At 43.6% G+C, this 23476-nt stretch carries 19 protein-coding genes and 1 pseudogene; 15 read left to right on the forward strand and 5 right to left on the reverse strand.

Features of this window, described 5'->3' with window-relative positions:
- Nucleotides 1–301: 301 nt before the first annotated feature.
- Nucleotides 302–1219: a LysR family transcriptional regulator gene (locus B3R63_RS08800; protein WP_005018609.1), complete on the forward strand. Its 918-nt coding sequence runs from the start codon at nt 302–304 to the stop codon at nt 1217–1219.
- A gap of 298 nt (nt 1220–1517) precedes the next feature.
- On the opposite strand, the gene B3R63_RS08805 is transcribed toward B3R63_RS08800, so the two are convergent.
- From B3R63_RS08805 to B3R63_RS08815, 3 genes are all read right to left on the reverse strand, one after another.
- Nucleotides 1518–2801: a ribonucleotide-diphosphate reductase subunit beta gene (locus B3R63_RS08805; protein WP_005027688.1), complete on the reverse strand. Its 1284-nt coding sequence runs from the start codon at nt 2799–2801 to the stop codon at nt 1518–1520.
- Nucleotides 2802–2940: 139 nt separating this feature from the next.
- Complete coding sequence (locus tag B3R63_RS08810) at nt 2941–3069, reverse strand: hypothetical protein (protein ID WP_005018611.1); 129 nt, start codon at nt 3067–3069, stop codon at nt 2941–2943.
- Between the two features lie 100 nt (nt 3070–3169).
- Nucleotides 3170–5998, reverse strand: a complete 2829-nt coding sequence (locus tag B3R63_RS08815; RefSeq protein WP_286729849.1) for a ribonucleoside-diphosphate reductase subunit alpha — start codon at nt 5996–5998, stop codon at nt 3170–3172.
- Nucleotides 5999–6595: 597 nt separating this feature from the next.
- Here B3R63_RS08815 and bfmR point away from each other — a divergent pair.
- Both bfmR and bfmS read left to right on the forward strand, forming a co-directional pair.
- The gene (bfmR, locus tag B3R63_RS08820; RefSeq protein WP_005018641.1) at nt 6596–7312 is read left to right on the forward strand and encodes a response regulator transcription factor BfmR; all 717 of its coding nucleotides are present in this window, start codon (nt 6596–6598) and stop codon (nt 7310–7312) included.
- Between the two features lie 55 nt (nt 7313–7367).
- Nucleotides 7368–9020: a sensor histidine kinase BfmS gene (gene bfmS / locus B3R63_RS08825; RefSeq protein ID WP_034685885.1), complete on the forward strand. Its 1653-nt coding sequence runs from the start codon at nt 7368–7370 to the stop codon at nt 9018–9020.
- Nucleotides 9021–9042: 22 nt separating this feature from the next.
- On the opposite strand, the gene B3R63_RS08830 is transcribed toward bfmS, so the two are convergent.
- Nucleotides 9043–9399 (reverse strand): hypothetical protein, encoded by a 357-nt coding sequence (locus tag B3R63_RS08830; protein WP_005018643.1) that lies wholly within the window; start codon nt 9397–9399, stop codon nt 9043–9045.
- Nucleotides 9400–9495: 96 nt separating this feature from the next.
- A complete protein-coding gene (locus B3R63_RS08835) occupies nt 9496–10917 on the reverse strand; it encodes a GGDEF domain-containing protein (protein WP_286729853.1) in 1422 nt (473 codons plus the stop codon).
- A gap of 414 nt (nt 10918–11331) precedes the next feature.
- Here B3R63_RS08835 and B3R63_RS08840 point away from each other — a divergent pair, with 414 nt between their 5' ends.
- From B3R63_RS08840 to B3R63_RS08895, 12 genes and pseudogenes are all read left to right on the forward strand, one after another.
- Nucleotides 11332–11883 carry an NADH-quinone oxidoreductase subunit A gene (locus tag B3R63_RS08840; protein ID WP_005018657.1) on the forward strand — a complete coding sequence of 184 codons (552 nt, stop codon included), beginning with the start codon at nt 11332–11334 and terminating at the stop codon, nt 11881–11883.
- A gap of 6 nt (nt 11884–11889) precedes the next feature.
- Nucleotides 11890–12567, forward strand: a complete 678-nt coding sequence (locus B3R63_RS08845; protein ID WP_005018660.1) for a NuoB/complex I 20 kDa subunit family protein — start codon at nt 11890–11892, stop codon at nt 12565–12567.
- 88 nt (nt 12568–12655) lie between these two features.
- Complete coding sequence (gene nuoC, locus B3R63_RS08850; protein ID WP_005018663.1) at nt 12656–14443, forward strand: NADH-quinone oxidoreductase subunit C/D; 1788 nt, start codon at nt 12656–12658, stop codon at nt 14441–14443.
- Nucleotides 14444–14456: 13 nt separating this feature from the next.
- Nucleotides 14457–14966, forward strand: coding sequence for an NADH-quinone oxidoreductase subunit NuoE (nuoE, locus tag B3R63_RS08855; protein WP_005018664.1), 510 nt, complete (start codon nt 14457–14459; stop codon nt 14964–14966).
- Complete coding sequence (gene nuoF, locus B3R63_RS08860) at nt 14963–16291, forward strand: NADH-quinone oxidoreductase subunit NuoF (protein WP_005018667.1); 1329 nt, start codon at nt 14963–14965, stop codon at nt 16289–16291. Before nuoE ends, nuoF begins: the two co-directional genes overlap by 4 nt.
- An 11-nt stretch (nt 16292–16302) precedes the next feature.
- Nucleotides 16303–18987 carry an NADH-quinone oxidoreductase subunit NuoG gene (gene nuoG, locus B3R63_RS08865; protein WP_286729857.1) on the forward strand — a complete coding sequence of 895 codons (2685 nt, stop codon included), beginning with the start codon at nt 16303–16305 and terminating at the stop codon, nt 18985–18987.
- A 2-nt stretch (nt 18988–18989) separates the two neighbouring features.
- Nucleotides 18990–20003: an NADH-quinone oxidoreductase subunit NuoH gene (gene nuoH / locus B3R63_RS08870; RefSeq protein WP_286729859.1), complete on the forward strand. Its 1014-nt coding sequence runs from the start codon at nt 18990–18992 to the stop codon at nt 20001–20003.
- A gap of 66 nt (nt 20004–20069) precedes the next feature.
- The gene (gene nuoI, locus B3R63_RS08875; RefSeq protein ID WP_420045050.1) at nt 20070–20564 is read left to right on the forward strand and encodes an NADH-quinone oxidoreductase subunit NuoI; all 495 of its coding nucleotides are present in this window, start codon (nt 20070–20072) and stop codon (nt 20562–20564) included.
- Nucleotides 20564–21088 carry an NADH-quinone oxidoreductase subunit J gene (nuoJ, locus tag B3R63_RS08880; RefSeq protein ID WP_171053883.1) on the forward strand — a complete coding sequence of 175 codons (525 nt, stop codon included), beginning with the start codon at nt 20564–20566 and terminating at the stop codon, nt 21086–21088. The genes nuoI and nuoJ overlap by 1 nt, the downstream gene beginning before the upstream one ends.
- Nucleotides 21081–21389: an NADH-quinone oxidoreductase subunit NuoK gene (nuoK, locus tag B3R63_RS08885; protein ID WP_005018679.1), complete on the forward strand. Its 309-nt coding sequence runs from the start codon at nt 21081–21083 to the stop codon at nt 21387–21389. Before nuoJ ends, nuoK begins: the two co-directional genes overlap by 8 nt.
- Nucleotides 21386–23278: an NADH-quinone oxidoreductase subunit L gene (nuoL, locus tag B3R63_RS08890; RefSeq protein WP_286729863.1), complete on the forward strand. Its 1893-nt coding sequence runs from the start codon at nt 21386–21388 to the stop codon at nt 23276–23278. Before nuoK ends, nuoL begins: the two co-directional genes overlap by 4 nt.
- A gap of 1 nt (nt 23279) precedes the next feature.
- Nucleotides 23280–23476: pseudogene (locus B3R63_RS08895) on the forward strand (NADH-quinone oxidoreductase subunit M); the annotation flags it as partial.

Consider the following 23476-nt stretch of genomic DNA (forward strand, 5'->3'; position numbering starts at 1 on the left):
ATTGAATTAAATATTAAAATTTGAAGGGATGTTAAATAAAATAATTTACTAATATTATATAAAATAAAAATTAATCGGTTAATAAATCTATAGTCTCTAAAGCTGATTTGGAAATGTTTTTAGTGTACTTATCATAAGACTGGGCTGCTAGACATATAGCTATTATAGTCATAAATAAGATAATTTTTTTATTAATAATCATGTTAAATTTAACCCTATTCAATTCTGTTAAAGAAAAGATATATTAATTTAATGATCTAATCTAATATAGAAATATTACTCATCTATCTATTTTTGAGATATGTTAACTTTTAAACAATGTAATTATCTGATCAGTATTGTTGAAGAAGGCAGCTTTAATGCTGCTTCCGAAAAACTTTTTATTGCTCAGTCAGCTTTAAGCAGACAAATAAAAAATCTGGAAGATGAAATAGGTTTTTGTGTTTTTGATAGATCCGAAAAAAAAATTAAATTGACCCCTGCTGGATTAGTTCTTTATAAAAGTTTAAAGAATCATCTTGAGAATTTTAATAATTCAATTGAACTGGCAAAGAGAATTAGCGAGGGAGAAGACAGAAGTATAAAAATCAGCCACTCTAGCAGCATTATCTTTGATCAAAAAAAGTTGCAGATTTTAGATGAGTTATGCGGAAAATATAAAATTAATATAGAAATTAATACTATTTCATCTGAGGATCAAATTAAAGCAATTCTTAGCGGTAATATTGATATCGGTTTTATTCGACCGCCTGTTCATCATAATTTAGATGAAATAGCTTCTATAAGTTTATATGAAGCCCCTTTATATGTAGCAGTTTCTGCTTCTAATCAGAATTTTAGAGACAAAACCAGTGTTTATATCAGAGATTTAAAGGAATTAGAGTTTGTTTCTACCCCCCATTCTGAACGAGGAGGACTGAGCTACTTAGCCTCTAATCTTTGCTTAAGCAATGGTTTTTCTCAAAAAAAATCAAGAATAACTTCACGAAAGTTGTCCCAACTGGATTTAGTTGCAAAGGATTTTGGGATTTGTATTGTCCCTGAGGAGTTTGCTAGCGTTCTTCCACAGAATGTAAAGTTGCTTTCTATAAACGATAAGAATAATCAATCTGAAGTTAAATTAATTTGGAAAAAGGGGAGTGATGTCATTATTAAAAACTGTATTGAAGCTATTCAGGATTCTTATATTTCGGATTTTAAATCATCTGAAAACTGCTAAATGAAAGTTTATATTAGATATTAGAAATATTTAAAAATAAGGTTTAAACTGATTTAATAACTTTTATAAAATATAATTTTTATTTATAAGCTGGTTGCTTTTACTACTTAAACTAAGTTAGATATTAATTTTTCAAATATAAATAATCTTTAAAAATATTAAATAAATCTTTATTTTAAATTTTTATTACTAATTTGATAGAGTTGATATAGAGATAGAGCCCTAAAGCTCTATCTTTACTAATAAAATATATATAATGAAAATAACATCTGATATGTTGTTTTACATTAAGCTACTTTTACCAGCTTAATGCGCCACCCGTCTGATAATCAGTTACGCGTGTTTCAAAGAAGTTCTTTTCTTTACGCAAGTCCATCATCTCAGACATCCACTGGAATGGATTATTTACACCAGCAAACTGCTCAGGCAGGCCCAACTGGTTTAAACGGCGATTACAGATAAATTTGAGATACTCTTCCATCATTGCTGCATTCATACCAAGTACTCCACGTGGCATGGTATCCCGTGCATACTCAATCTCAAGCATAGTGCCTTCTAAAATCATCTGAATGATTTCTTGCTGGAACTCCGCAGTCCATAGGTGTGGATTTTCGATTTTGATCTGGTTGATCATATCGATCCCGAAATTCAAATGCATTGACTCATCACGCAAGATGTACTGGAACTGTTCAGCTACACCATTCATTTTATTACGGCGGCCCATTGATAAAATCTGGGTAAAGCCACAGTAAAAGAAAATACCTTCAAGAACACAATAAAAGGCAATCAGGTTACGTAGCAGAATCTGGTCATTTTCCGGAGTGCCCGTTTTAAAAGTCGGATCACTTAAAGACTGGGTATATTTCAGTCCCCACGCCGCCTTACGTGCTACTGACGGTACTTCACGGTACATATTGAAGACTTCGCCTTCATCCATTCCCAACGACTCGATACAATACTGGTAAGCATGGGTATGAATTGCCTCTTCAAATGCCTGACGCAGAATATATTGACGGCATTCCGGGTTGGTAATATGACGGTAAATTGCCAGTACCAGGTTATTTGCGACCAGTGAATCGGCAGTCGAGAAGAAACCGAGTGAACGCATGACAATAGTACGCTCATCTTCAGTCAAGCCGTTTTCAGACTTCCAGAGCGCAATATCATGATTCATGTTAACTTCTTGCGGCATCCAGTGGTTGGCACATCCATCCAGATACTTTTGCCATGCCCACTCATATTTGAATGGAACAAGCTGGTTTAAATCAGCACGACAGTTGATCATGGCTTTATCATCAACCTGTACACGCTGCGCACCCATTTCCAGCTCTTCAAGCCCAGGCGCAACATCCAAATGATTTAAGGATTCAGATGCTCGAGCCAGCGTATCGGTTGAATCTGCTGGTCGCAGCTGACCGGTTCCAGCGGATTGTCCATAAGCCGCATTCTGCGGTGATGGCTTTGCATCAGATACCACTTGCGTATGAGCCGCTTTTTGCGGTTCGACGGGCGCAGGCTGCTGTGCTGGAGCAGCCGGTTTTTGCGAATCATCTTCGAAATCGTCCCAACTTAGGATAGACATAATAGTTCTCTCTTCGTTGCTTATATCTTTATCTGACATCTCACATACGAAGATGTCACTACTATACGCTCATTCTGTGTAAGCAAAATTAAGTTTTACCAATTGCTGCTCTATTTTTAGTCATTAAGCTGCATTGATCTTACTTATTTTGGTTACGCTGTTGTGCCCGGATTTTAATAAAGGCATATACCATCGGTACGTAGAAAAAAATAAAGGAAAAAACCAGAACCGCGAGTCCTAACACATAGTTATGAGTCATATGAGGCATGATCATTTCCTTTACTTTACAAATTTATTTTTGGCTCTCCATCCTTATCCTTAAACATATTATTACTTCCAGGATAAGGACAAAGGCCTTAGCTCATCAATTACTGACAAGCTTCACAGTCAGGATTATCAATCGAACATGCCATAGGCACCGGCGCAGCTTGAGCAAAACCGTCTTCTTCAGCTACAGTTTCCGGTTTGGTTTCTACCACAGGAGCTGCAGCTACTGGAGCCGCTGCTGTGGCTTTAACAGCATTTAATGCACCAGTGTTGATAGTTGATTTCTCGGCTGAAGTAGCACCAAGCGCTCGCAGATAATAGGTTGTTTTCAGGCCACGCAACCATGCCATTTTATAGGTTAGATCAAGTTTCTTGCCATTGGCACCTGCAATATACAGGTTCAGGGACTGGGCCTGATCGATCCATTTCTGGCGTCGTGAAGCAGCATCTACAATCCAGCGTGGCTCAACTTCAAATGCTGTAGCAAAAATAGCTTTTAACTCATCTGGAATACGGGCAATCTTCTGTGCAGAACCTTCAAAGTGTTTCAGGTCATTTACCATTACCGAATCCCACAGGCCGCGTTCTTTCAGGGCACGTACCAGATACGGGTTAATCACTGTAAACTCACCAGACAGGTTTGATTTCACATACAGGTTCTGGAAGGTTGGCTCAATTGATTGCGAAACACCACAAATATTAGAAATGGTTGCAGTCGGTGCAATCGCCATTACATTCGAGTTGCGCATACCGTCTTTCTGCACTTTAGTACGTAGAGTATTCCAGTCCAGACGTTGGGTACGGTCCACTTCAAACATACGGTCCGGGCGGGATTTTGCTACAATTTCCAGAGAGTCAATTGGTAAGATTCCTTGATCCCATAGCGACCCTTTGAAGGTTGAATAAGCACCACGCTCAACTGCAAGATCACTTGAAGTCTGAATGGCGTAGTAACTGATCACTTCCATAGATTCATCAGCAAATTCAACTGCTGCATCTGAACCGTAAGCCATGCCAAGTTCATACAGGGCATCCTGGAAGCCCATGATACCCATACCAACCGGACGGTGTTTCAGGTTAGAGTTTTTGGCTTGTGGTACAGCATAGTAGTTAATATCGATAACGTTATCGAGCATACGTACAGCTGTTTTTACGGTACGTGCCAGTTTCTCGCGGTCAAGCTTACCGCCTTGTACATGCTGTACCAGGTTAATAGAACCGAGGTTACATACTGCAATTTCATCCTGATTGGTATTCAGGGTAATTTCAGTACACAGGTTGGAAGAGTGAACCACACCCACATGCTGCTGAGGTGAGCGCAGGTTACATACATCTTTGAAAGTAATCCAAGGATGACCTGTTTCAAACAGCATAGACAGCATTTTACGCCATAAGTCTTTTGCACGGATTTTCTTGTGCAACATGTTCTGTTCTTTGGCAACAGACTCATAATAAGCATAACGCTCCGCAAATGCTGAACCTGTCAGGTCATGCAGATCAGGCGTTTCAGAAGGAGTAAACAGGGTCCATTCACCATCTTCGAAGACACGCTGCATAAACAGGTCAGGTACCCAGTTGGCCGTGTTCATGTCATGGGTACGACGACGGTCATCACCTGTATTTTTACGTAGTTCCAGAAACTCTTCAATATCAAGATGCCAGGTTTCAAGATAGGCACATACTGCACCTTTACGCTTGCCACCCTGGTTAACTGCAACTGCAGTGTCATTTGCAACTTTAAGGAATGGAACTACACCTTGAGATTTGCCATTAGTCCCTTTGATATATGAGTTCAGCGCACGAACCGGGGTCCAGTCATTGCCCAGGCCACCAGCCCATTTTGACAGCATGGCATTATCACGCATTGCGCCATAGATATTGTAAAGATCATCTGAAATAGTGGTCAGGTAACAGCTGGAAAGCTGTGGACGCAGGGTGCCTGAATTAAATAGTGTTGGCGTAGATGCCATATAGTCAAAACTGGACAGCAGATTATAAAATTCGATTGCACGGGCTTCTCGATCATCTTCCTGAACAGCAAGTCCCATAGAAACGCGCATAAAGAATAGTTGCGGCAGTTCGAAGCGTATCCCATTAGAATGGATGAAATAACGGTCAAATAAGGTTTGTAGGCCTAAATAGGTAAACTGGTTTGAACGTTCTGGCTGAATTGCTGCTGCCAGCTTTTTCAGGTCAAATTTCAGCAACTCGGCATCAAGCAGTTCAAGCTCGACCCCTTTTTTCAAGAAAGCTTCAAGCGCTTCACTTTCCGGTGTATCTTCAGACAGTCCCAAAAATGCCAGACCGGTTGCCACCAGTTCATCACGTAACAGGCGGGCCGTAACATAAGTATAGTTAGGCTCCTGTTCGATACGGGTACGTGTTGCCATCATCATGGTGGTGGCAATATCAGATGCTTTAACGCCGTTGTAGAGGTTTTTTACAGTTTCATCAATAATTGCCTGTACATCAATACCTTCCAGACCTTCACTAGCTTTTTCCAGTGTGGTTTGAAGTTTGCTCATGTCCAGTGGCTGAAGCTGTCCTTTACTGTCAGTAATCTGCAGTGTTGGATGGTGATGAGCGCCAGTTTGCTGGCGAGCTTGGTTACGCTGTTCACGATAAATAACATAAGCACGGGCAACTTTCTGCTCGCCAGTGCGCATAAGTGCCAGTTCAACCTGATCCTGAATTTCTTCAATATGAATCGTCCCGCCAGAAGGCAAGCGACGCTTGAAGGTATTCATGACCATTTCAGTTAATTGGGTAATCCGGTCATGGACGCGACTAGAGTCAGCACTTTGCTGGCCTTCTACCGCCAAAAATGCTTTACCAATCGCAACAGAGATTTTTTCTGCATCGAAAGCGGCAACTTCACCGGTGCGTTTAATCACCTGAAGTTGACCTGGGGTTGAAGTGATTGCGCTCATCTCAGTCGCTCTCCATTGTCATCTATTGTTATGTTTAATAAGCCTGATTCATCTGTTTGCAAAACAGGACAGCTGATCAGGATAAACACAAGACTTAGTGGTTTATATTTGAATTGGACACAAGATACGGGAATTTTTAGGGTATATCAATATTGACATTTTAGTAAAAATTTTTCTTGGAAAAGGCCTTTGCTTCGCAGCAAATTTTCCCATTTTCTGTCATTCAGCTATAAGCCTTATTGGCTAAGGTATAGCATAACAAAGCTGGTTCAGCATGCTTATAGATAACTATGTGGATAACTAAAAAAGTGACGAATCAATTACTCAGTTTCTGAACAATGCAATCTTTTGTATATAAAAATACATTTTATCGGTTAAAAAAAAGCTAAAATCCGGGACAAATACTAGAATCTATATAAAAGCCTAGTGATATCAAGCATTAAAAGAATATTACAAAACAATGCTGACATGTATCAGTTTGGTGAACAGCTACTTGTTTACAATGTAAACGTGTGTATATTGCGAATTATTAATGACGTATCACTGAGTTTCGATTCATTAAAGATACCAACAAACATATACATAGAGGCATATTTCATGAGCCAAGAAGAAAAGTTACCAAAAATTTTAATCGTTGAAGATGATGAGCGTCTTGCTCGTCTGACCCAGGAATACTTAATTCGTAACGGGTTGGAAGTGGGGGTGGAAACGGATGGTAACCGTGCAATCCGCCGTATCATCAGTGAACAGCCAGATATGGTCGTACTTGATGTAATGTTGCCAGGAGCAGACGGATTAACCGTTTGTCGTGAAGTGCGTCCACATTACCATCAACCGATTCTGATGCTTACAGCACGTACTGAAGACATGGATCAGGTACTGGGTCTGGAAATGGGCGCTGATGATTACGTGCCGAAACCAGTTCAGCCACGAGTACTATTGGCGCGTATCCGTGCACTGCTGCGTCGTACAGATAAAACTGTAGAAGATGAAGTAGCACAGCGTATTGAGTTTGATGATCTGGTTATTGACAATGGCGGTCGCTCGGTCACTCTCAATGGTGAGCTGGTTGATTTCACCAGTGCTGAGTATGATTTGCTGTGGTTACTGGCTTCGAACGCGGGCCGTATCTTATCACGTGAAGATATCTTTGAGCGTCTGCGCGGTATTGAATATGATGGTCAGGACCGTTCAATCGATGTACGTATCTCACGTATTCGTCCAAAAATCGGTGATGATCCAGAAAATCCAAAACGTATTAAAACTGTACGAAGCAAGGGATATCTGTTTGTCAAAGAAACCAATGGTCTATAAGATATAGCGGTTTTTTTGCTTCTAAACAAATTCATCTCCTTACAAGGTTGGTCGAGTGTTCAAACACAGTATATTCCTGCGTATATACGCAGGACTTGTAGTTCTGGTTGCTTTAGTTGCTGTATTTGGCTACCTGCTGGTCCAAATCATTAACTATCAACGGGCGCAGGAATATCGGGAATCACTCACAGATGGTATCTCTTATGTGATCAGTGAGGGGGTTTCCCGGCAGCCAAGTGAACAGCAAAAGCTGGACTGGATTGCGGATGCCTCTGATCTTCTGGAACTTTCAATCTATTATGTTGATGCCAGTAAAGTAGAGCTGTCACGTGCGGAACGCAAACGAATCAATAATTTGCAGGCAGTAGTACGTTATGATGCCAAGAATACAACTGCGTATATTATTCTTGGGCTAAAAGATGATCCTAAACATTATCTCTATGTCAAAGTAGACAAGATTGGCGAGCGTCAAATGAAGGCCTTGCCAATTTTTATTTTAGATTATCTGATTTATTACCCGGGTCAGGAGCGCGAGTATCTGGCCAAGATTCAAAAATACTTTACTTATCCAATTTCTATTCAAAACCTGCATGAGCTCCAGCTCGATTCTGAACAGATCGGGCAGCTGCGTCAGGATCAGAGCATTATGCTCTATAAAGACAGCGCGACCATGCGTGGTACCAATATTACGATTATTTCACCAATGCCAAGCAATCCGTCTGAAGTGCTGGTGATTGGTCCTGTGCCGGTCTTTAACTGGATGCCGTTCCAGCTGGCTGGTGGCATTACCTTGCTGAGCCTGTTTTTATTAAGCTTGGGAGTTTACGGTTTAATTGTACCGCTAGAGCGCAAGATCCGTCAGGTACGTTATGCTTTAAACCGTATGAAATCTGGTGATCTGTCATTACGTGTACCTATTGAAGGTAATGATGAAATGGCTAATCTGGCAGCCAGTTACAACAATATGTCAGATCATATCCAGCGCCTTATTGAAGCACAACGTGAGTTGATGCGCGCCGTTTCACATGAGCTAAGAACACCAGTGGCCCGGATTCGCTTCGGTATGGAAATGCTGGCAGAAGAAGATGATTATGAATATCGTCTGCAACAGATTGAAATGATCGATAAGGATATTGAAGCACTGAATACCCTGATTGATGAAATTATGACTTATGCCAAACTGGAACAGGGGACACCTTCGCTTGAGTTTGAAGAACTTCCGCTGGTAGAAGTGCTGAGTCAGGTAGCAACCGAAACAGAAGCTTTAAAGACCCAAAAGGAAATTGAGTTGTTAGCACCAGCCCCTGATCTCCGGGTAGATGCTGAACGCCGCTACCTTCATCGTGTAGTACAAAATCTGGTGGGTAATGCAGTTCGTTATTGTGACCATAAGGTGCGAATTTCGGGTGGTATCGATAAAGATGGGAAAGCTTTTGTCAGTGTTGAAGATGATGGAGCAGGTATTCCAGAAATAGACCGTGCCCGTATTTTTGAAGCCTTTGCTCGTCTAGATGACAGCAGAACCCGTGCTTCAGGTGGTTATGGACTGGGCCTTTCTATTGTCAGTCGTATTGCATACTGGTTTGGTGGAACCATACAGGTTGATCAGAGCCCGGACTTGGGAGGGGCACGTTTCATTATGACTTGGCCTGCTCAGCGTTTTAAACATGAAGCCAGAAAAAATCGTATCGATAAAAAAAGCACCTGACAGGTGCTTTTTTATATTAGTCTTATTGCTGGATAGTGGGGTCAGGTGCAATCAGTGGATTGCCTTGGCGTAAACCTTCTAAAGCTGCCTGATTAAAATCAACCAGAAGTTTATGATTTTCGACATCGATACGATGGTTAAGAATTACTTTACAGTCCCCATTGATAGTTTCAACTGTATATTCGTCCGCAATATTTAAAATGCCAGCCAGATTAACGGTAGTAGAAGCATAATCTTCAGTGAAAAGCTTATAAATATCGTTTAAGTCAAAAATAGCATTATTAACTTCTGGATATTTACGTACATACCCCTGTATATATTTAATCAGTAAATCTGCATATAAAAAATAATTAGGTTTATGGGTGAATTTTAAACTCATGTTATTGCTCCTTATTCTTTGATTTTAAGCATAACCTGTAGTGAAAATTAGCAGTGTATTAAGTTCATTAAAGCATGTAACTGAATTATCAAAAAATTATTGAGTGATCACAACACGGTCCCGTCCTGAGCGTTTAGCTTCGTAGAGAGCTAAATCAGCTTTATGCAGTAGTGCTTCTATATTGTGTGGGACTGCCGGATTAAATAAAGTCAGACCGATACTGATCCGGATAGAAAATTGAGTCTCTGCATCTAGCTGGATGATATGTGTTTTTAAAGTTTCTCTTATCCTTTCAGCAATTTCAAATGCCTCAGCAGGACCAACATCAAGCAGCACTATAGCAAACTCTTCACCACCTAACCGGCCAAAAAGATCATAGCTGCGCAAGCTGCGCCGAATAACTGCAGCACAGGTCCTTAATGCCTCATCTCCAGCCTGATGCCCATATTTGTCATTGATCCGTTTAAAATGATCAATATCAAGCATAAGTACTGCAAGTGACTGACTTTCCTGAGTGCGCTGTCTAAGAAGTAAATGGGCAGAGCGCATAAATTGGCGCCGGGTTAAGCTGGCAGTCAGCTCATCATGTGCTACATGATGTTGAAGTTCCCGGATTAGTTGGGAACGGATGCGGTTAATACTTGAAACAGTTAAGGGGGCAATTGCCATGGTAATAATACCAAAGCGGAGTGAAATCATTTCCAGATAGTACTGTTCAGGATAAAGCGTCAGGTATTTATCTGACATGAAAAAAGCAATATAGAAGCAGCTAATTGATGTAATCAGTGCCACAGTAAAATGCCGGTAATTCAGGGCACACCAGATTAATGCTGCAATCGGATAAAGAATGGCGCCTGGGCCTGAATCATAGTAACTGAGTGATAACGAAAATAACAGTACAAAAATGGGTAAGATATGCAGAAAGCTATATGGTCCATCTGCTGGGCGAAAGATCTGATGAATTCCTTTTTGATAAGGCAAGTTTAAAATAAGAGACAAAATTAAAATCGCATTCTGTAACTCGGCACTAAACCAGTAGCCAAAAATAGTCCAGAATGAGCCGTGAATAAGTTTGGTATCTAATTGAGGAAATAGACTGGCAATAAAGAGTGAGCTAACCAAACTGCCTATACAGCAGAATAAAAGCAGAAACAAATAAAAATAGCCCTGGTGCAGTAGACGAAAATAAGGGCGAAATTTTATATAAAAGGCAAAGGCAATAATTACATAGAGCAAATTGGCAGTAGTGAAACCAAGGGCAATACTCCATGAGTGAAATGACAGAAGGTCTGAAACTACATAACCAGTAAAAGCACCTGCTAAAGTATAGGCATTTCGGGTGGCCGGAAAGCGTGCCAAGCAACCCAAGAGAATGGAGTTAGCTGGCCAGAAAGCTGCCAGATGATTAAAAGGACGGGTTGCAATACCCCACATGCAGCAAGCGAAAATCATTATTGCGAAGATGAAGAAGTATTGCCATGCCTGAACCTTTAGTATTCTTCCTTGAAAATAGGGCATGAGCTAAGCCTTGCAAGATATATAATTACAGTCTCATAAAAAGTTAATAAAGCATTGTTGTTTAAATGTTGATCATAGTTGAGTAATATTTATAAATACAGTCATGTTTTAAAGCAAGATCAAGAAAAATGTAAACTGAAAGAATAGGGATGTTAGAAAAGAATATTAATATGAAAAAACAATAGAGCTTAAGAATATTATTTTTTTAACCGATTTTATGGCTGTAAAAGTACAAGACTTGTCTATATAGGTTTAAAAACGAATAAAAAATCATCCAAAAGACTAAGTGCCTTTAACTAGCAAGTCAAATCATAAATCAGGTACAATTGGCGGGATTAATTTTATGTTTGGTATATTTAAACGGCCAATACATACATTCTTTGTTAATATAGGCCTGCCAGGAGTTATCCCCGCATGAGTGCCATTACTCCATACGATTGGGCAATTATTGCTTTCGTGATCGGCGTTACATTTCTTTGTGTTTTTATGCTGACAGTTCCCTTACTCCTTGGGGGTAAATCATGGGGGCGTGCCAAGCAGGAACAGTTTGAATCAGGTGTAGTGAGTGCCGGTGGTGCACGTATTCGCTTGTCTGCAAAGTTCTATCTTGTTGCTATTTTCTTCGTGGTATTTGACCTTGAAGCTCTCTATCTTTATGCATGGGCATCTTCTGTGCGCGAAGTGGGCTGGATCGGTTTTGCAACAGCCGCTGTATTTATTTTAGTTTTACTCGTTGGTTTGATTTACGAAATGTCGACAGGTGCACTGAACTGGGCACCTTCAGATAAGCGTAAAGCAGCAGGGATTAAACCTAAAGTAGGCTCACCTAATATGGATCTTGCAGAAATTACCCGCTTCAACTCTATCGACGAGCTGGTGATGGACCCAACGGGTCAGATTCCAGCTCAATCCTCAGGTCGTATGAAACAAAAAACATCGACTGTTTTGACATCTGAACAGGAGTAACTCGGGATGAAATATACCTTAACCCGTGCGAATCCAGATGCTGAGCAATATCCGCTTCAAGAGCGTCAAATCGTAACTGATCCGCTTGAGAGTGAAGTGAATAAAAATGTGTTCATGACCCGTTTAGAGGACGTGCTGCACACAGCTGTAAACTGGGGCCGTAAAAATTCTATCTGGCCTTTTAACTTTGGTACATCTTGCTGTTATGTAGAGTATGCAACGACCTTAACAGGCGTTCATGATATGTCACGCTTTGGTGCCGAGGTTATCCGTGCTTCACCGCGTCAGGCTGATCTGATGATCGTTGCCGGAACCTGTTTTACCAAAATGGCACCGGTAATTCAGCGTCTGTATGAACAGATGCTTGAGCCAAAATGGGTTATTTCCATGGGTGCCTGCGCCAACTCGGGCGGTATGTATGACATTTACTCTGTAGTCCAGGGTGTAGATAAAATTATTCCTGTAGATGTATATGTACCAGGCTGTCCGCCGCGTCCTGAAGCTCTGCTCCAGGCATTGATGCTGTTACAAGACCAGATTCAATTAGAGCGCCGTCCGCTTTCTACAATAATCGGTGATGATCTTCAGCCAGTATATAAGCCAAAGATGATGCCGGAACGGGACCGTAAACAGGCTCAGCGTATTGCTGTGACTAATTTGCGCTCTATGGATGAAATTGAATAATTTTAGCGACTGAATTTTTAAATGCACCCGTATGGGTGTAATTGTCGTTAGGGTTGACCAAATTTGTATTGAATAGGAAGCCAAGCCAATGGCTGAAACTGACATTGCTATGCCAGAATCAACGCCAGTTGATTCACGCCCAGCATTTGCAATTGTAGAAGAACTCAAAACCAAGTTTGGTGAGAACTTCTACGTGCAACCGACTTGTGAAAATTTTCCGACGGTCTGGGTCGAACGCGCACGTGTACAAGAAGTGCTGATGTTCTTGCGTACGGTAAGTAAGCCGTATGTGATGCTATTTGACTTGTCTGCGATGGATGAGCGTTTACGCCAGCATCGTGATGGTTTGCCTGCATCAGACTTTACTGTGTTCTATCATTTGTTATCGCTTGAGCGCAATACCGATATCCGGATTAAAGTGGCGCTGAATGAGCATGACCTGAACCTGGGTACCATTACCAATATCTGGCCAAATGCCAACTGGTATGAACGCGAAGCTTATGACATGTTCGGGATTAACTTCGAAGGTCATCCGATGCTTCGTCGTATTCTCTTGCCAACTTACTGGGAAGGTCATCCGCTTCGTAAAGAGTACTCTGCGCGTGCAACTGAATATACGCCATATATGCAGGACAAGGCCAAGCAGGACTATGAACAGGAGCATCTGCGTTTTGTACCAGAAGACTGGGGTCTAAAACGCGGCAATGCCGATGAAGACTTTATGTTCCTGAACCTTGGTCCTAACCACCCGTCTGCGCATGGTGCATTCCGTGTCATCTTGCAGCTAGATGGTGAAGAGATTAAGGACTGTGTACCGGACATTGGTTATCACCATCGTGGTGCCGAAAAGATGGGTGAACGCCAGACTTGGCATTCATACATTCCTTATACTGACCGCGTAGACTATCTGGGCGGCTGTTCTCAGAACATGCCTTATCTGATGTCGATTGAACAGTTGGCTGGTATTACTGTGCCAGATCGTGCACAGTGTATTCGTGTCATGATGTCAGAGCTGTTTCGCATCAATAACCATCTGTTATATATCGGTACTGCGATTCAGGATGCCGGCGGTATGACTCCGGTGTTCTACATGTTCGCCGATCGCCAGAAAATTTATGATGCAATTGAAGCAATTACCGGTTTCCGTATGCATCCGGCCTGGTTCCGTATTGGTGGTACTGCACATGATCTGCCAAATAACTGGCAGAAACTTATCCGTGAAATCCTTGAGTGGATGCCGAAACGGATGAATGAATACTATACGGCTGCACTTCGCAACTCGGTGTTTATGGGCCGTACCAAAAACGTAGCACAGTATGATGCTAAAGCAGCATTGGCTTGGGGCGTGACGGGTACAGGTTTGCGTGCGACGGGTATTGATTTTGATGTGCGTAAATACCGTCCATATAGCGGTTATGAAAACTACGACTTTGAAGTGCCAGTAGAGTATGAAGGTGATGCTTACGCGCGTGTCATGGTTCACTTCCATGAAATTAACGAAGCACTGAAAATTATCAAGCAATGCTTGGATAATATGCCTTCTGGTGCTTATAAGGCAGACCATCCACTGGCTGTACCACCACCAAAAGATAAAACTTTAAAAGATATTGAAACCCTGATTACCCACTTCTTGAGTGTGTCTTGGGGACCTGTGATGCCAGCAGGTGAATCCGCAGTGATGGCAGAGGTGGTTAAAGGCGCGTCAACTTATTATTTAACTTCAGACAAGTCAACGATGAGCTATCGTACCCGTATCCGTACACCGACCTTTACGCACTTGCAGCAAATTCCTTCTGTGATTAATGGCAGCCTTGTGTCTGACTTGATCATTTATTTAGCGACTATTGATGTCGTAATGGCAGACGTGGATCGCTAAGGGGTAACGCATTATGATGATTTTGACTGACAAAAAACCACGTGTGAATGTCGAAGGGATTTTAACTTCTGAAGAAATCCATGAAATTCAGCATCACATTGGTCATTATCCCTATGCACGTGCGGCTTCACTGGACGCACTAAAATGTGTGCAGCGCCGTAACGGCTGGGTAGATGATGCCCAGCTTAATGCGATTGCCCAGCTGCTTTCAATCAGTACTGCTGATCTGGAAGGTGTTGCAACGTTTTACAATCGTATTTATCGCCAGCCTGTAGGGCGTCATGTGATCCTGTTGTGTGATTCGATTGCATGCTTCCTGATGGGTGCAGAAACTTTGGCAGAAGCATTTCAGCGTGAGCTTGGCATTCAGTTTGGACAAACGACTGCTGATGGCCGTTTTACCTTGCTACCAATCTGCTGCCTGGGTAACTGTGACAAAGGCCCAACGTTAATGATTGATGGAGATACTCACGGTCTGGTTGAAGTGACCTCTATCCAACAGTTATTGGAGAAGTATGTATGAATACCGAACCAAAACCAATTTACGGCGACGGTAACCCGGAAACTCATCCATTAACTTGGCGTCTAAGTAAACAAGAGCATGTACGTAGTGCTGATGACTATGAAACGCTTGAAGGTTATGAAGGCTTTAAAAAAGCGCTAGGTATGCCGCCAAAAGATGTACTGGAAATTGTCAAAGCTGCAACCGTTAAAGGGCGTGGTGGTGCAGGCTTCCCGGCGGGTATCAAATGGTCGCTGATGGCGCCAAATGATAATTCAGGACCACGTTACCTTATCTGTAACGCCGATGAGATGGAGCCAGGTACGTTCAAAGACCGTTTGCTGATGGAGCGTTTACCGCATCAGCTGATCGAAGGTATGTTGATTGCAGGTTATACCTTGGAAGCGACTCACGGTTATATCTTCATCCGTGGCGAGTATATCGAAGCTGCACAGTATTTAAATGAAGCTTTGGAACAGATCCGTGCCAAAGGTTATTTGGGTGAAAATATCCTGGATACTGGCTGGAACTTTGAAATGTACGTGCACACTGGTGCAGGACGTTATATCTGTGGCGAAGAAACTGCACTGATCAACTCGCTGGAAGGTCGCCGTGCCAATCCGCGTACCAAACCGCCATTTCCACAGGTCGCAGGTGCTTGGGGACGTCCTACAATTGTCAACAACGTAGAGACTTACAACAATCTGCCAGCGATTATGCTGCGTGGTCCGGAATGGTATATCGGTCTGTCTGCAGGCAAGTCTAAAGATCCAGGTACCAAAATTTATGGTGCATCAGGCAAGGTGAAATTTCCGGGGCTATGGGAGCTGCCATTTGGTACTACGGCACGTGAAGTCATTGAAGAGCATGCCGGTGGTATGCGTGATGGACTGAAACTAAAAGCCTGGCTGCCAGGTGGTGCATCAACAGACTTTCTGACCGCCGATCATATTGATCTGCCAATGGACTCTGACAGTATCATGAAAGCTGGCTCTCGTCTGGGAACCTGCTTGCTAATGGTGTTTGATGAGAACCAGTGCATGGTTTCAGCGACCCGTAATTTAGAAGAATTCTTTGCGCGTGAATCTTGTGGCTGGTGTACACCGTGCCGTGATGGTTTGCCATGGAGTGTGAAAGCACTGCGTTCAATTGAAAATGGTGAAGGCAAGATGGAGGATATCCAGCATCTTCAGGAACTCACCAAGAAATTGTGGATTGGCAAAACATTCTGTGCCCACGCACCAGGTGCGATGGAACCGCTACAGAGCGCATTAAAATATTGGCGTCATGAGTTCGAAGCGAAGATCAAAGATCATGCTCCAGCTCGTGAAGCAGAACAAGCTTAAGGAATTCGACTATGGCTACAATTCATGTCGATGGAAAATCATACGAAGTTGACGGCTCAGAAAACCTGCTACAGGCCTGTCTGTCACTGGGTATCGATATTCCGTATTTTTGTTGGCATCCATCCTTAGGCTCTGTAGGTTCCTGCCGTCAATGTGCAGTAACCCAGTATGCAAATCCTGAGGATACGCGCGGTCGTCTGGTTATGTCATGTATGACCCCCGCGGCTGACAATACCTATATTTCGATTGAAGATAAGGAAGCGGTAGATTTTCGTGAGTCTGTCATTGAATTCTTGATGACAAACCACCCGCATGACTGTCCGGTATGCGAAGAGGGCGGCCACTGTCACTTGCAGGATATGACTGTGATGACCGGTCATGACCGCCGTCGTTACCGCTTTACCAAGCGGACGCATTACAATCAGGAACTGGGTTCATTTATTGCGCATGAAATGAACCGTTGTATCGCATGTTACCGCTGTGTACGTTATTACAATGACTATGCCGGCGGTACTGACCTGGGCGTATATGCCAACGCGTCACGTGTGTATTTCGGTCGTCCGGAATCAGGTGCCTTGGAATCTGAATTCTCTGGAAATCTGACAGAAATCTGTCCAACTGGCGTGTTCACTGATAAAACCCACTCAGAGCGTTATAACCGTAAATGGGATATGCAGTATGCGCCGAGCGTATGCCAAGGCTGTTCTTCAGGTTGTAATATCTCTCCGGGCGAGCGTTATGGTGAGCTGCGCCGTGTTGAAAACCGGTTTAACGGAGAAGTAAACCAGTACTTCCTGTGTGACAAGGGTCGTTTTGGTACCGGTTATGTCAACCGTGCCGACCGTCCACGTCAACCGCAGTTCCGTTCAGGTACCACAGTGACTACCGCAACTGTAGATGAAGCGCTGGATCAAACTATTACCAAGTTAAAAGGTAAAAAAATTCTGGGAATTGGTTCGCCACGTGCCAGCCTTGAGTCTAACTTTGCACTACGCGAACTGGTTGGGCAGGAAAACTACTCAACAGGTATGAACCAGAAAGAGCAGTCACTGGTCGAGCTAGCCGCAGCTATCATGCAGACTGAGGGAATTTATAACCCGAGCATGCGTGAAATTGAAAGCTATGATGCCGTTCTGATTTTAGGTGAAGATCTGACCCAGACCGCACCACGTATGGCCTTGTCTGTACGTCAGGCTGCAAAAAATAAAGCCAAAGAAATGGCTGCAGAGCGCCGTACTCAAGAATGGCTGGCTGAACCGGTCAAGCGTATTGCTCAAGATGCAAAATCTCCGATTTATATCTTGGCTGCAACCCAGACCCGACTGGCAGATGTCGCTACAGGTGAAGTAGTTGCTTCTCCAAACGATATCGCGCGTTTAGGTTTTGCGGTCGCACAAGCAGTAGCGGGTGAAACTATTACTGGTCTGGATGACAGTGCATCTGCATTTGCACAGACTATTGCTGATACCCTGAAAGCTGCGAAAAAACCTTTGATCATTTCAGGCACCAGCTTGCAAGATGCTGCCATTATAGAAGCTGCTGCACAGGTCGCACAAAATCTGGGTGCTCATGCCGGTTTAAGTCTGACTGTTCCTGAAGTGAACTCAATGGGGCTGGCTCTGCTTGGTGGCTTAAGTCTCGAACAGGCGTTTGCACAGGATTATGATGCAGTAATTGTGGTTGAAAACGATTTGTATCGTCGTCTGCCGGCTACCCGTATTGATGCCGCACTGGCTAAAGCGGCTGAGGTTATTGTATTGGATCATTCTGATACAGCGACTGTTGCTCAAGCATCGATTGTATTGTCTGCTGCAAGCTTTGCTGAAGGAGATGGTACGGTAGTTAGTCAGGAAGGTCGCGCACAGCGTTACTATCAGGTTTATGATCCGTCATACTATAACCCGGCTTATGCGATCAAGGAATCTTGGCGCTGGCTGCATGCTTTACAGACCGGTCTTGAAGACAAGAACATTAGCTGGACTGTACTGGATGATGTCATTGAAAGTGTCGCTAAAAATGTACCTGTACTTGAAGCGATCCAAGACGTTGCTCCGGACGCAGGCTATCGTATCCATGGTCTGAAAATTGCGCGTGAACCACGTCGCTATTCTGGTCGTACTGCAATGCGTGCGCCACTTTCTGTACATGAGCCAAAACAGCCGACAGATATTGACTCTGCATTAACCTTTTCTATGGAAGGTTATGTGGGTCCGCAAAAAGCATCATCTCTGGTACCATTTGCCTGGGCTGCGGGTTGGAACTCGCCACAAGCCTGGAATAAATATCAAGATGAAGTCGGTGGCCATTTAAAAGGTGGAGACTCCGGCGTGCGTCTGTTTGACCGTCTCGCTAAACGCCCGGCACGTAGCTATGTGGCACCTGCTGCAGTTCTGGCAAATGCAGAAAGCTTCCGCCTGGTTCCAATGCATCACATCTTTGCTTCTGGTGAGTTCACTGTTAAAACACCAGCGATGGAAACCCGTATTCCTGAAGCGATGTTTGCTGTAGGTGAACAGGATGCCAGCCGCCTCAATGTACAAGATGGTCAGCGTATTACTGTTAAAACAGGGGATACCACCATCAGCCTTCCTGTACAAGTGATTGAATATTTACCGACAGGTTACATCGGTTATCCGGTAGGACTAGCACCTACGGTTTCCTTGGCTGAGCCTGTATCAGTTGCGGTAGGAGTGTAATCATGAACGAAACCTTACGCGTACTACCGCAATGGGCAACCGGCTGGGAAACTACCTTTATGGTAGTACAGGCCATTATCGTACTGCTGGTGGTGGTATTAATGGCAGCGCTGATGTCTTTTATTGAGCGTCGCCTGCTGGCTGTCTGGCAGGACCGTTATGGTCCGAACCGTGTAGGTCCAGGCGGTATGTTCCAGATTGTAGCTGACATGCTTAAAATCATGTTCAAGGAAGACTGGACACCAAAATTCTCTGACAAACTGACATTCCGTCTGGCACCTGCGGTTGCGATGGCAACTGCAGTACTCTCATTTATGGTGATACCTGTATCACCATCTCTGGGCGTAGCCGATATGAGTATCGGCCTGCTGTTCTTTATGGCAATGGCTGGTATTGCAGTTTATGCCGTATTATTTGGCGGCTGGTCTTCAAACAACAAGTACGCATTACTGGGTGGCCTGCGTTCTGCAGCCCAAACGATTTCTTATGAAGTCTTCCTGGGTATTTCACTGATGGGTGTAGTTGCAATTGCAGGTTCTTTCAACCTGCGTGAAATTGTAGAAGCCCAGCGTGACATGTGGTTTATCATTCCGCAGTTCCTTGGTTTTATGATCTTCGTAGTCGCAGGCGTAGCGGTGACTCACCGTCATCCATTTGACCAGCCGGAAGCCGAACAGGAACTTGCAGAAGGTTACCATGTTGAATATGGTGGTATGAAATGGGGGATGTTTTTCGTTGCTGAATACGTCAATATCATCCTGATTTCTGCCCTGATTGTAACTCTATTCTTTGGTGGATGGCTTGCACCATTCAATCTTGAAATTCCGTTCTTGCCACCAGCATTCTGGTTCATTATTAAAACTGCTTTCTTTGTCATGATGTTTGTATTGGCTCGTGGTTCACTTATGCGTCCACGATATGACCAAGTGATGAATTTTGGCTGGAAAGTGTGTCTGCCATTGGCGTTAGTAAACCTATTGGTAACTGGCGCTGTTATTCTGATGAATGCGGCCTAGGACAGCAGGGAGTTAAAAATGTATAAAATTCTAGCTGGAGTTGGGTCAATTGTTCGTACGCTATGGATGGTCTTCACCCATGTCGGACGTAAACGTGACACCATTTTATATCCGGAAGTACCTGCTGAGCAGATCGTACCGCCACGTTATCGTGGACGGATTATTCTGACACGTGATCCGGATGGTGAAGAGCGTTGTGTTGCCTGCAACCTATGTGCTGTCGCCTGTCCGGTAGGCTGTATTTCACTGCAAAAAGCAGAGAAAGAAGATGGTCGCTGGTATCCGGAATTTTTCCGTATCAACTTTTCACGTTGTATCTTCTGCGGTATGTGTGAAGAAGCATGCCCAACCACAGCCATTCAGCTGACACCTGACTTTGAACTTGGTGAATATGTTCGTCAGGATCTGGTTTATGAAAAAGAACATCTGCTAATTTCTGGTCCTGGCAAATATCCTGACTACAATTTCTATCGTGTAGCAGGTATGGCAATCGAAGGCAAAGACAAAGGTCAGGCACAAAAAGAAAGTGCACCTATTGATGTACGGAGTCTATTACCATGATGTGGCCATTTTATCTAATGGCTCTTGTGGCCATTATCTCGACGATTCGTGTGGTAACCAACACCAATCCGGTACACGCTTTACTCAGCCTGATTGTTTCACTTCTGGCAGTGGCAGGTATTTTTCTGATCGTAGGTGCGCCGTTTGCTGGTGCACTTGAAGTGATCGTTTATGCAGGCGCTATTATGGTGCTGTTCGTGTTTGTGGTTATGATGCTGAATCTGGGGCAGCAAACCATGGAGCAGGAGCGTAAATGGTTAAACTCATCTGCCTGGGCCTACCCGGCACTGATGTCATTCCTGATGGGGCTGATTTTAGTGTGGATGCTCGGTGGTGAATACACTACTGCAGGTGCTACGCTCGGCCGTGAAATTATCGGACCCAAGGCTGTAGGTCAGTCACTCTTTACACATTATTTATTATTGGTTGAGGTTGCCGCAATGCTGCTTCTGGCTTCGCTGGTTGCTGCATTCCATATTGGTCGACGTGAACCGGGTGCAGAAGAGGAAAACAATAATGGGTAACATCCCTCTAGAACATGGTTTGATTGTCGCAACCATTCTTTTTGCACTGGGCTTTTATGGTGTAATGGTACGACGTAACCTTTTGTTTATGTTAATGAGCCTTGAAGTCATGATGAATGCAGCAGCATTGGCATTTGTATTGGCGGGTAGTGCCTGGGCACAGCCGGATGGACAGATTATGTTTATCCTGATTCTGACCTTGGCAGCAGCAGAGGCTTGTATCGGTCTCGCGATCGTCCTTCAGTTTTATCATCGCTTCCATCATCTGGATGTGGATGCTGCTAGTGAGATGCGCGGATGAGCTATTTATATTTAACAGTATTATTCCCGCTAATCGGTTTTCTCTTGTTGGCGGCAGGACGCGATAAGCTTTCTGAAAATATCTCTGCAGTAATCGGTGCAGGCTCAGTAGGACTGTCTGCTCTGATCGCACTGATTGCCGGTATGGAATTTGTCGGTAATGGTTCAGTGGCTCAGGTTCAGCATTTGTGGACCTGGTTCAGTGTTGGTACATTTGCTCCTGGCATTAGTCTACATCTGGATGGTCTATCTTTATTGATGACCGGTATGATTACTGGGGTAGGCTTTCTGATCCATATCTTTGCTTCGTGGTATATGCGTGGTGAAGAAGGTTATGCACGCTTTTTCTCTTACTTCAACCTGTTTGTAGCAAGCATGTTGTTGTTAGTACTTGGCGATAACCTGGCACTTTTATTCTTGGGCTGGGAAGGCGTCGGCCTGTGTTCATATCTGCTGATCGGTTTTTATTATTCGAATCCTGCTAATGGCTGGGCGGCAATTAAAGCCTTTACCGTGACTCGTGTAGGTGACGTATTCCTGCTGATTGCATTATTCCTGCTTTATCAACAGTTCGGAACATTAAATATCCAGTATATCGTGGCAAATGCGGCTCAGGTCATGACTCTAAGCTCGTCACTATCTATCTGGACTGCTTTAATGTTATTCCTTGGAGCAGCCGGTAAATCTGCACAGATACCACTGCAGACCTGGCTTGCAGATGCAATGGCAGGTCCAACACCTGTTTCTGCACTGATCCATGCCGCTACTATGGTAACTGCAGGTGTCTACCTGACCTGCCGTATGTTTGCTGTAATGGAAATGGCGCCAGAAGTGATGCAGTTTATCTCTATTACTGGTGCGGTTACTTTGCTGGTTGCTGGTTTTGCTGCCTTGGTACAGACCGATATCAAACGTATTCTGGCTTACTCAACCATGAGTCAGCTGGGTTACATGTTTATGGCGGTTGGTGCAGAAGCTTATCAAGCAGGGCTGTTCCACATGCTGGCACATGCTTTCTTTAAAGCATTACTGTTCCTGTCTTCAGGTGCAGTGATTCTGGCTTGTCATCATGAACAGAACATTTTCAAAATGGGTGGTTTACGCAAGAAAATTCCATTTGTGTTCTGGTGCTTTGTTATTGGTGGTGGTGCACTGGCAGCGTTACCAATCGTGACCGTTGGCTTCTTCTCTAAAGATGCGATCCTTGGTGCAGTTTATGCACAGTCAGCCATGTCCAACCTGCCACTTTATAATACATTGTACTGGGTAGGGGTAGTGGGTGCTTTCCTCACTTCAATTTATACATTCCGCTTGATCTGGGTAGTATTCTTTGGTGAAGAGAAGACTCATGCGCATGAAATTAAGGGAGTAACCTATTGGGGTCCGCTGGCAATCCTTGCAGCGTTGTCAACCGGTTTGGGTTACTTCTTGCAAGGTCCAGTAAATAAGCTTCTGGCTACAGCTATTCCTGCATTTAGTATTCCTGAAACACTGGAAGATGCGGTTGCACATGCCGAGCATCTAGCAAGCGGTGTTGCAATTGCTGGTCTGATTGTGGGAATTATCCTGTTTGCTTTTGCTTATAATGTCGTAAAAAGCATTGCCCATACATCGTTTGGTACAGGTATTGCCAATATCTGGCGTAATGCTTTTGGCTTCGATGCCCTTTATCATCTTGTTTTTGTAAAACCATATTTGCTCATCGCGAAGATCATGGGTCGTGATCCGATTGACAGTCTGTGGCTGGTTCTGCCTGCGCTAGTTAAAAGCGGCAACAGCTTTACAAGTTCTCGTCAAACCGGTTTGCTACGTGAATACGCATCTAGCATGTCACTCGGGGTAGTGGTGTTGCTGATGATCCTGATCGTGATTCAGGTAGTGGGGAAATAAAATGGAAAACAATTTAATTTTACCCGCGCTGATCCTTGTTCCGTTCATTGCAGGTTTTATTTGCTGGCTGGTCGACAAGCTCGACCAACATCTACCACGCTGGATTGCTTTAATTGGCATGCTCGTTACTTTGGGCCTGACCATTGCTCTTTGGCAGACTGGTACTTATGACTATAGCTTGGGCCAGAAGGTTCCAAC

The organism is Acinetobacter sp. UBA1297 (assembly GCF_002307755.1).
GTDB lineage: Bacteria > Pseudomonadota > Gammaproteobacteria > Pseudomonadales > Moraxellaceae > Acinetobacter > Acinetobacter radioresistens.

Excerpts from the sequence above, each read along its gene's own strand:
- B3R63_RS08800 (WP_005018609.1), top strand. The coding sequence starts at position 302 with ATGTTAACTTTTAAACAATGTAATTATCTGATCAGTATTGTTGAAGAA.
- B3R63_RS08805 (WP_005027688.1), bottom strand. The coding sequence starts at position 2,801 with ATGTCTATCCTAAGTTGGGACGATTTCGAAGATGATTCGCAAAAACCG.
- B3R63_RS08810 (WP_005018611.1), bottom strand. The coding sequence starts at position 3,069 with ATGCCTCATATGACTCATAACTATGTGTTAGGACTCGCGGTTCTGGTT.
- B3R63_RS08815 (WP_286729849.1), bottom strand. The coding sequence starts at position 5,998 with ATGAGCGCAATCACTTCAACCCCAGGTCAACTTCAGGTGATTAAACGC.
- bfmR (WP_005018641.1), top strand. The coding sequence starts at position 6,596 with ATGAGCCAAGAAGAAAAGTTACCAAAAATTTTAATCGTTGAAGATGAT.
- B3R63_RS08830 (WP_005018643.1), bottom strand. The coding sequence starts at position 9,399 with ATGAGTTTAAAATTCACCCATAAACCTAATTATTTTTTATATGCAGAT.
- B3R63_RS08835 (WP_286729853.1), bottom strand. The coding sequence starts at position 10,917 with ATGCCCTATTTTCAAGGAAGAATACTAAAGGTTCAGGCATGGCAATAC.
- B3R63_RS08840 (WP_005018657.1), top strand. The coding sequence starts at position 11,332 with ATGAGTGCCATTACTCCATACGATTGGGCAATTATTGCTTTCGTGATC.
- B3R63_RS08845 (WP_005018660.1), top strand. The coding sequence starts at position 11,890 with ATGAAATATACCTTAACCCGTGCGAATCCAGATGCTGAGCAATATCCG.
- nuoC (WP_005018663.1), top strand. The coding sequence starts at position 12,656 with ATGGCTGAAACTGACATTGCTATGCCAGAATCAACGCCAGTTGATTCA.
- nuoE (WP_005018664.1), top strand. The coding sequence starts at position 14,457 with ATGATGATTTTGACTGACAAAAAACCACGTGTGAATGTCGAAGGGATT.
- nuoF (WP_005018667.1), top strand. The coding sequence starts at position 14,963 with ATGAATACCGAACCAAAACCAATTTACGGCGACGGTAACCCGGAAACT.
- nuoG (WP_286729857.1), top strand. The coding sequence starts at position 16,303 with ATGGCTACAATTCATGTCGATGGAAAATCATACGAAGTTGACGGCTCA.
- nuoH (WP_286729859.1), top strand. The coding sequence starts at position 18,990 with ATGAACGAAACCTTACGCGTACTACCGCAATGGGCAACCGGCTGGGAA.
- nuoI (WP_420045050.1), top strand. The coding sequence starts at position 20,070 with ATGGTCTTCACCCATGTCGGACGTAAACGTGACACCATTTTATATCCG.
- nuoJ (WP_171053883.1), top strand. The coding sequence starts at position 20,564 with ATGTGGCCATTTTATCTAATGGCTCTTGTGGCCATTATCTCGACGATT.
- nuoK (WP_005018679.1), top strand. The coding sequence starts at position 21,081 with ATGGGTAACATCCCTCTAGAACATGGTTTGATTGTCGCAACCATTCTT.
- nuoL (WP_286729863.1), top strand. The coding sequence starts at position 21,386 with ATGAGCTATTTATATTTAACAGTATTATTCCCGCTAATCGGTTTTCTC.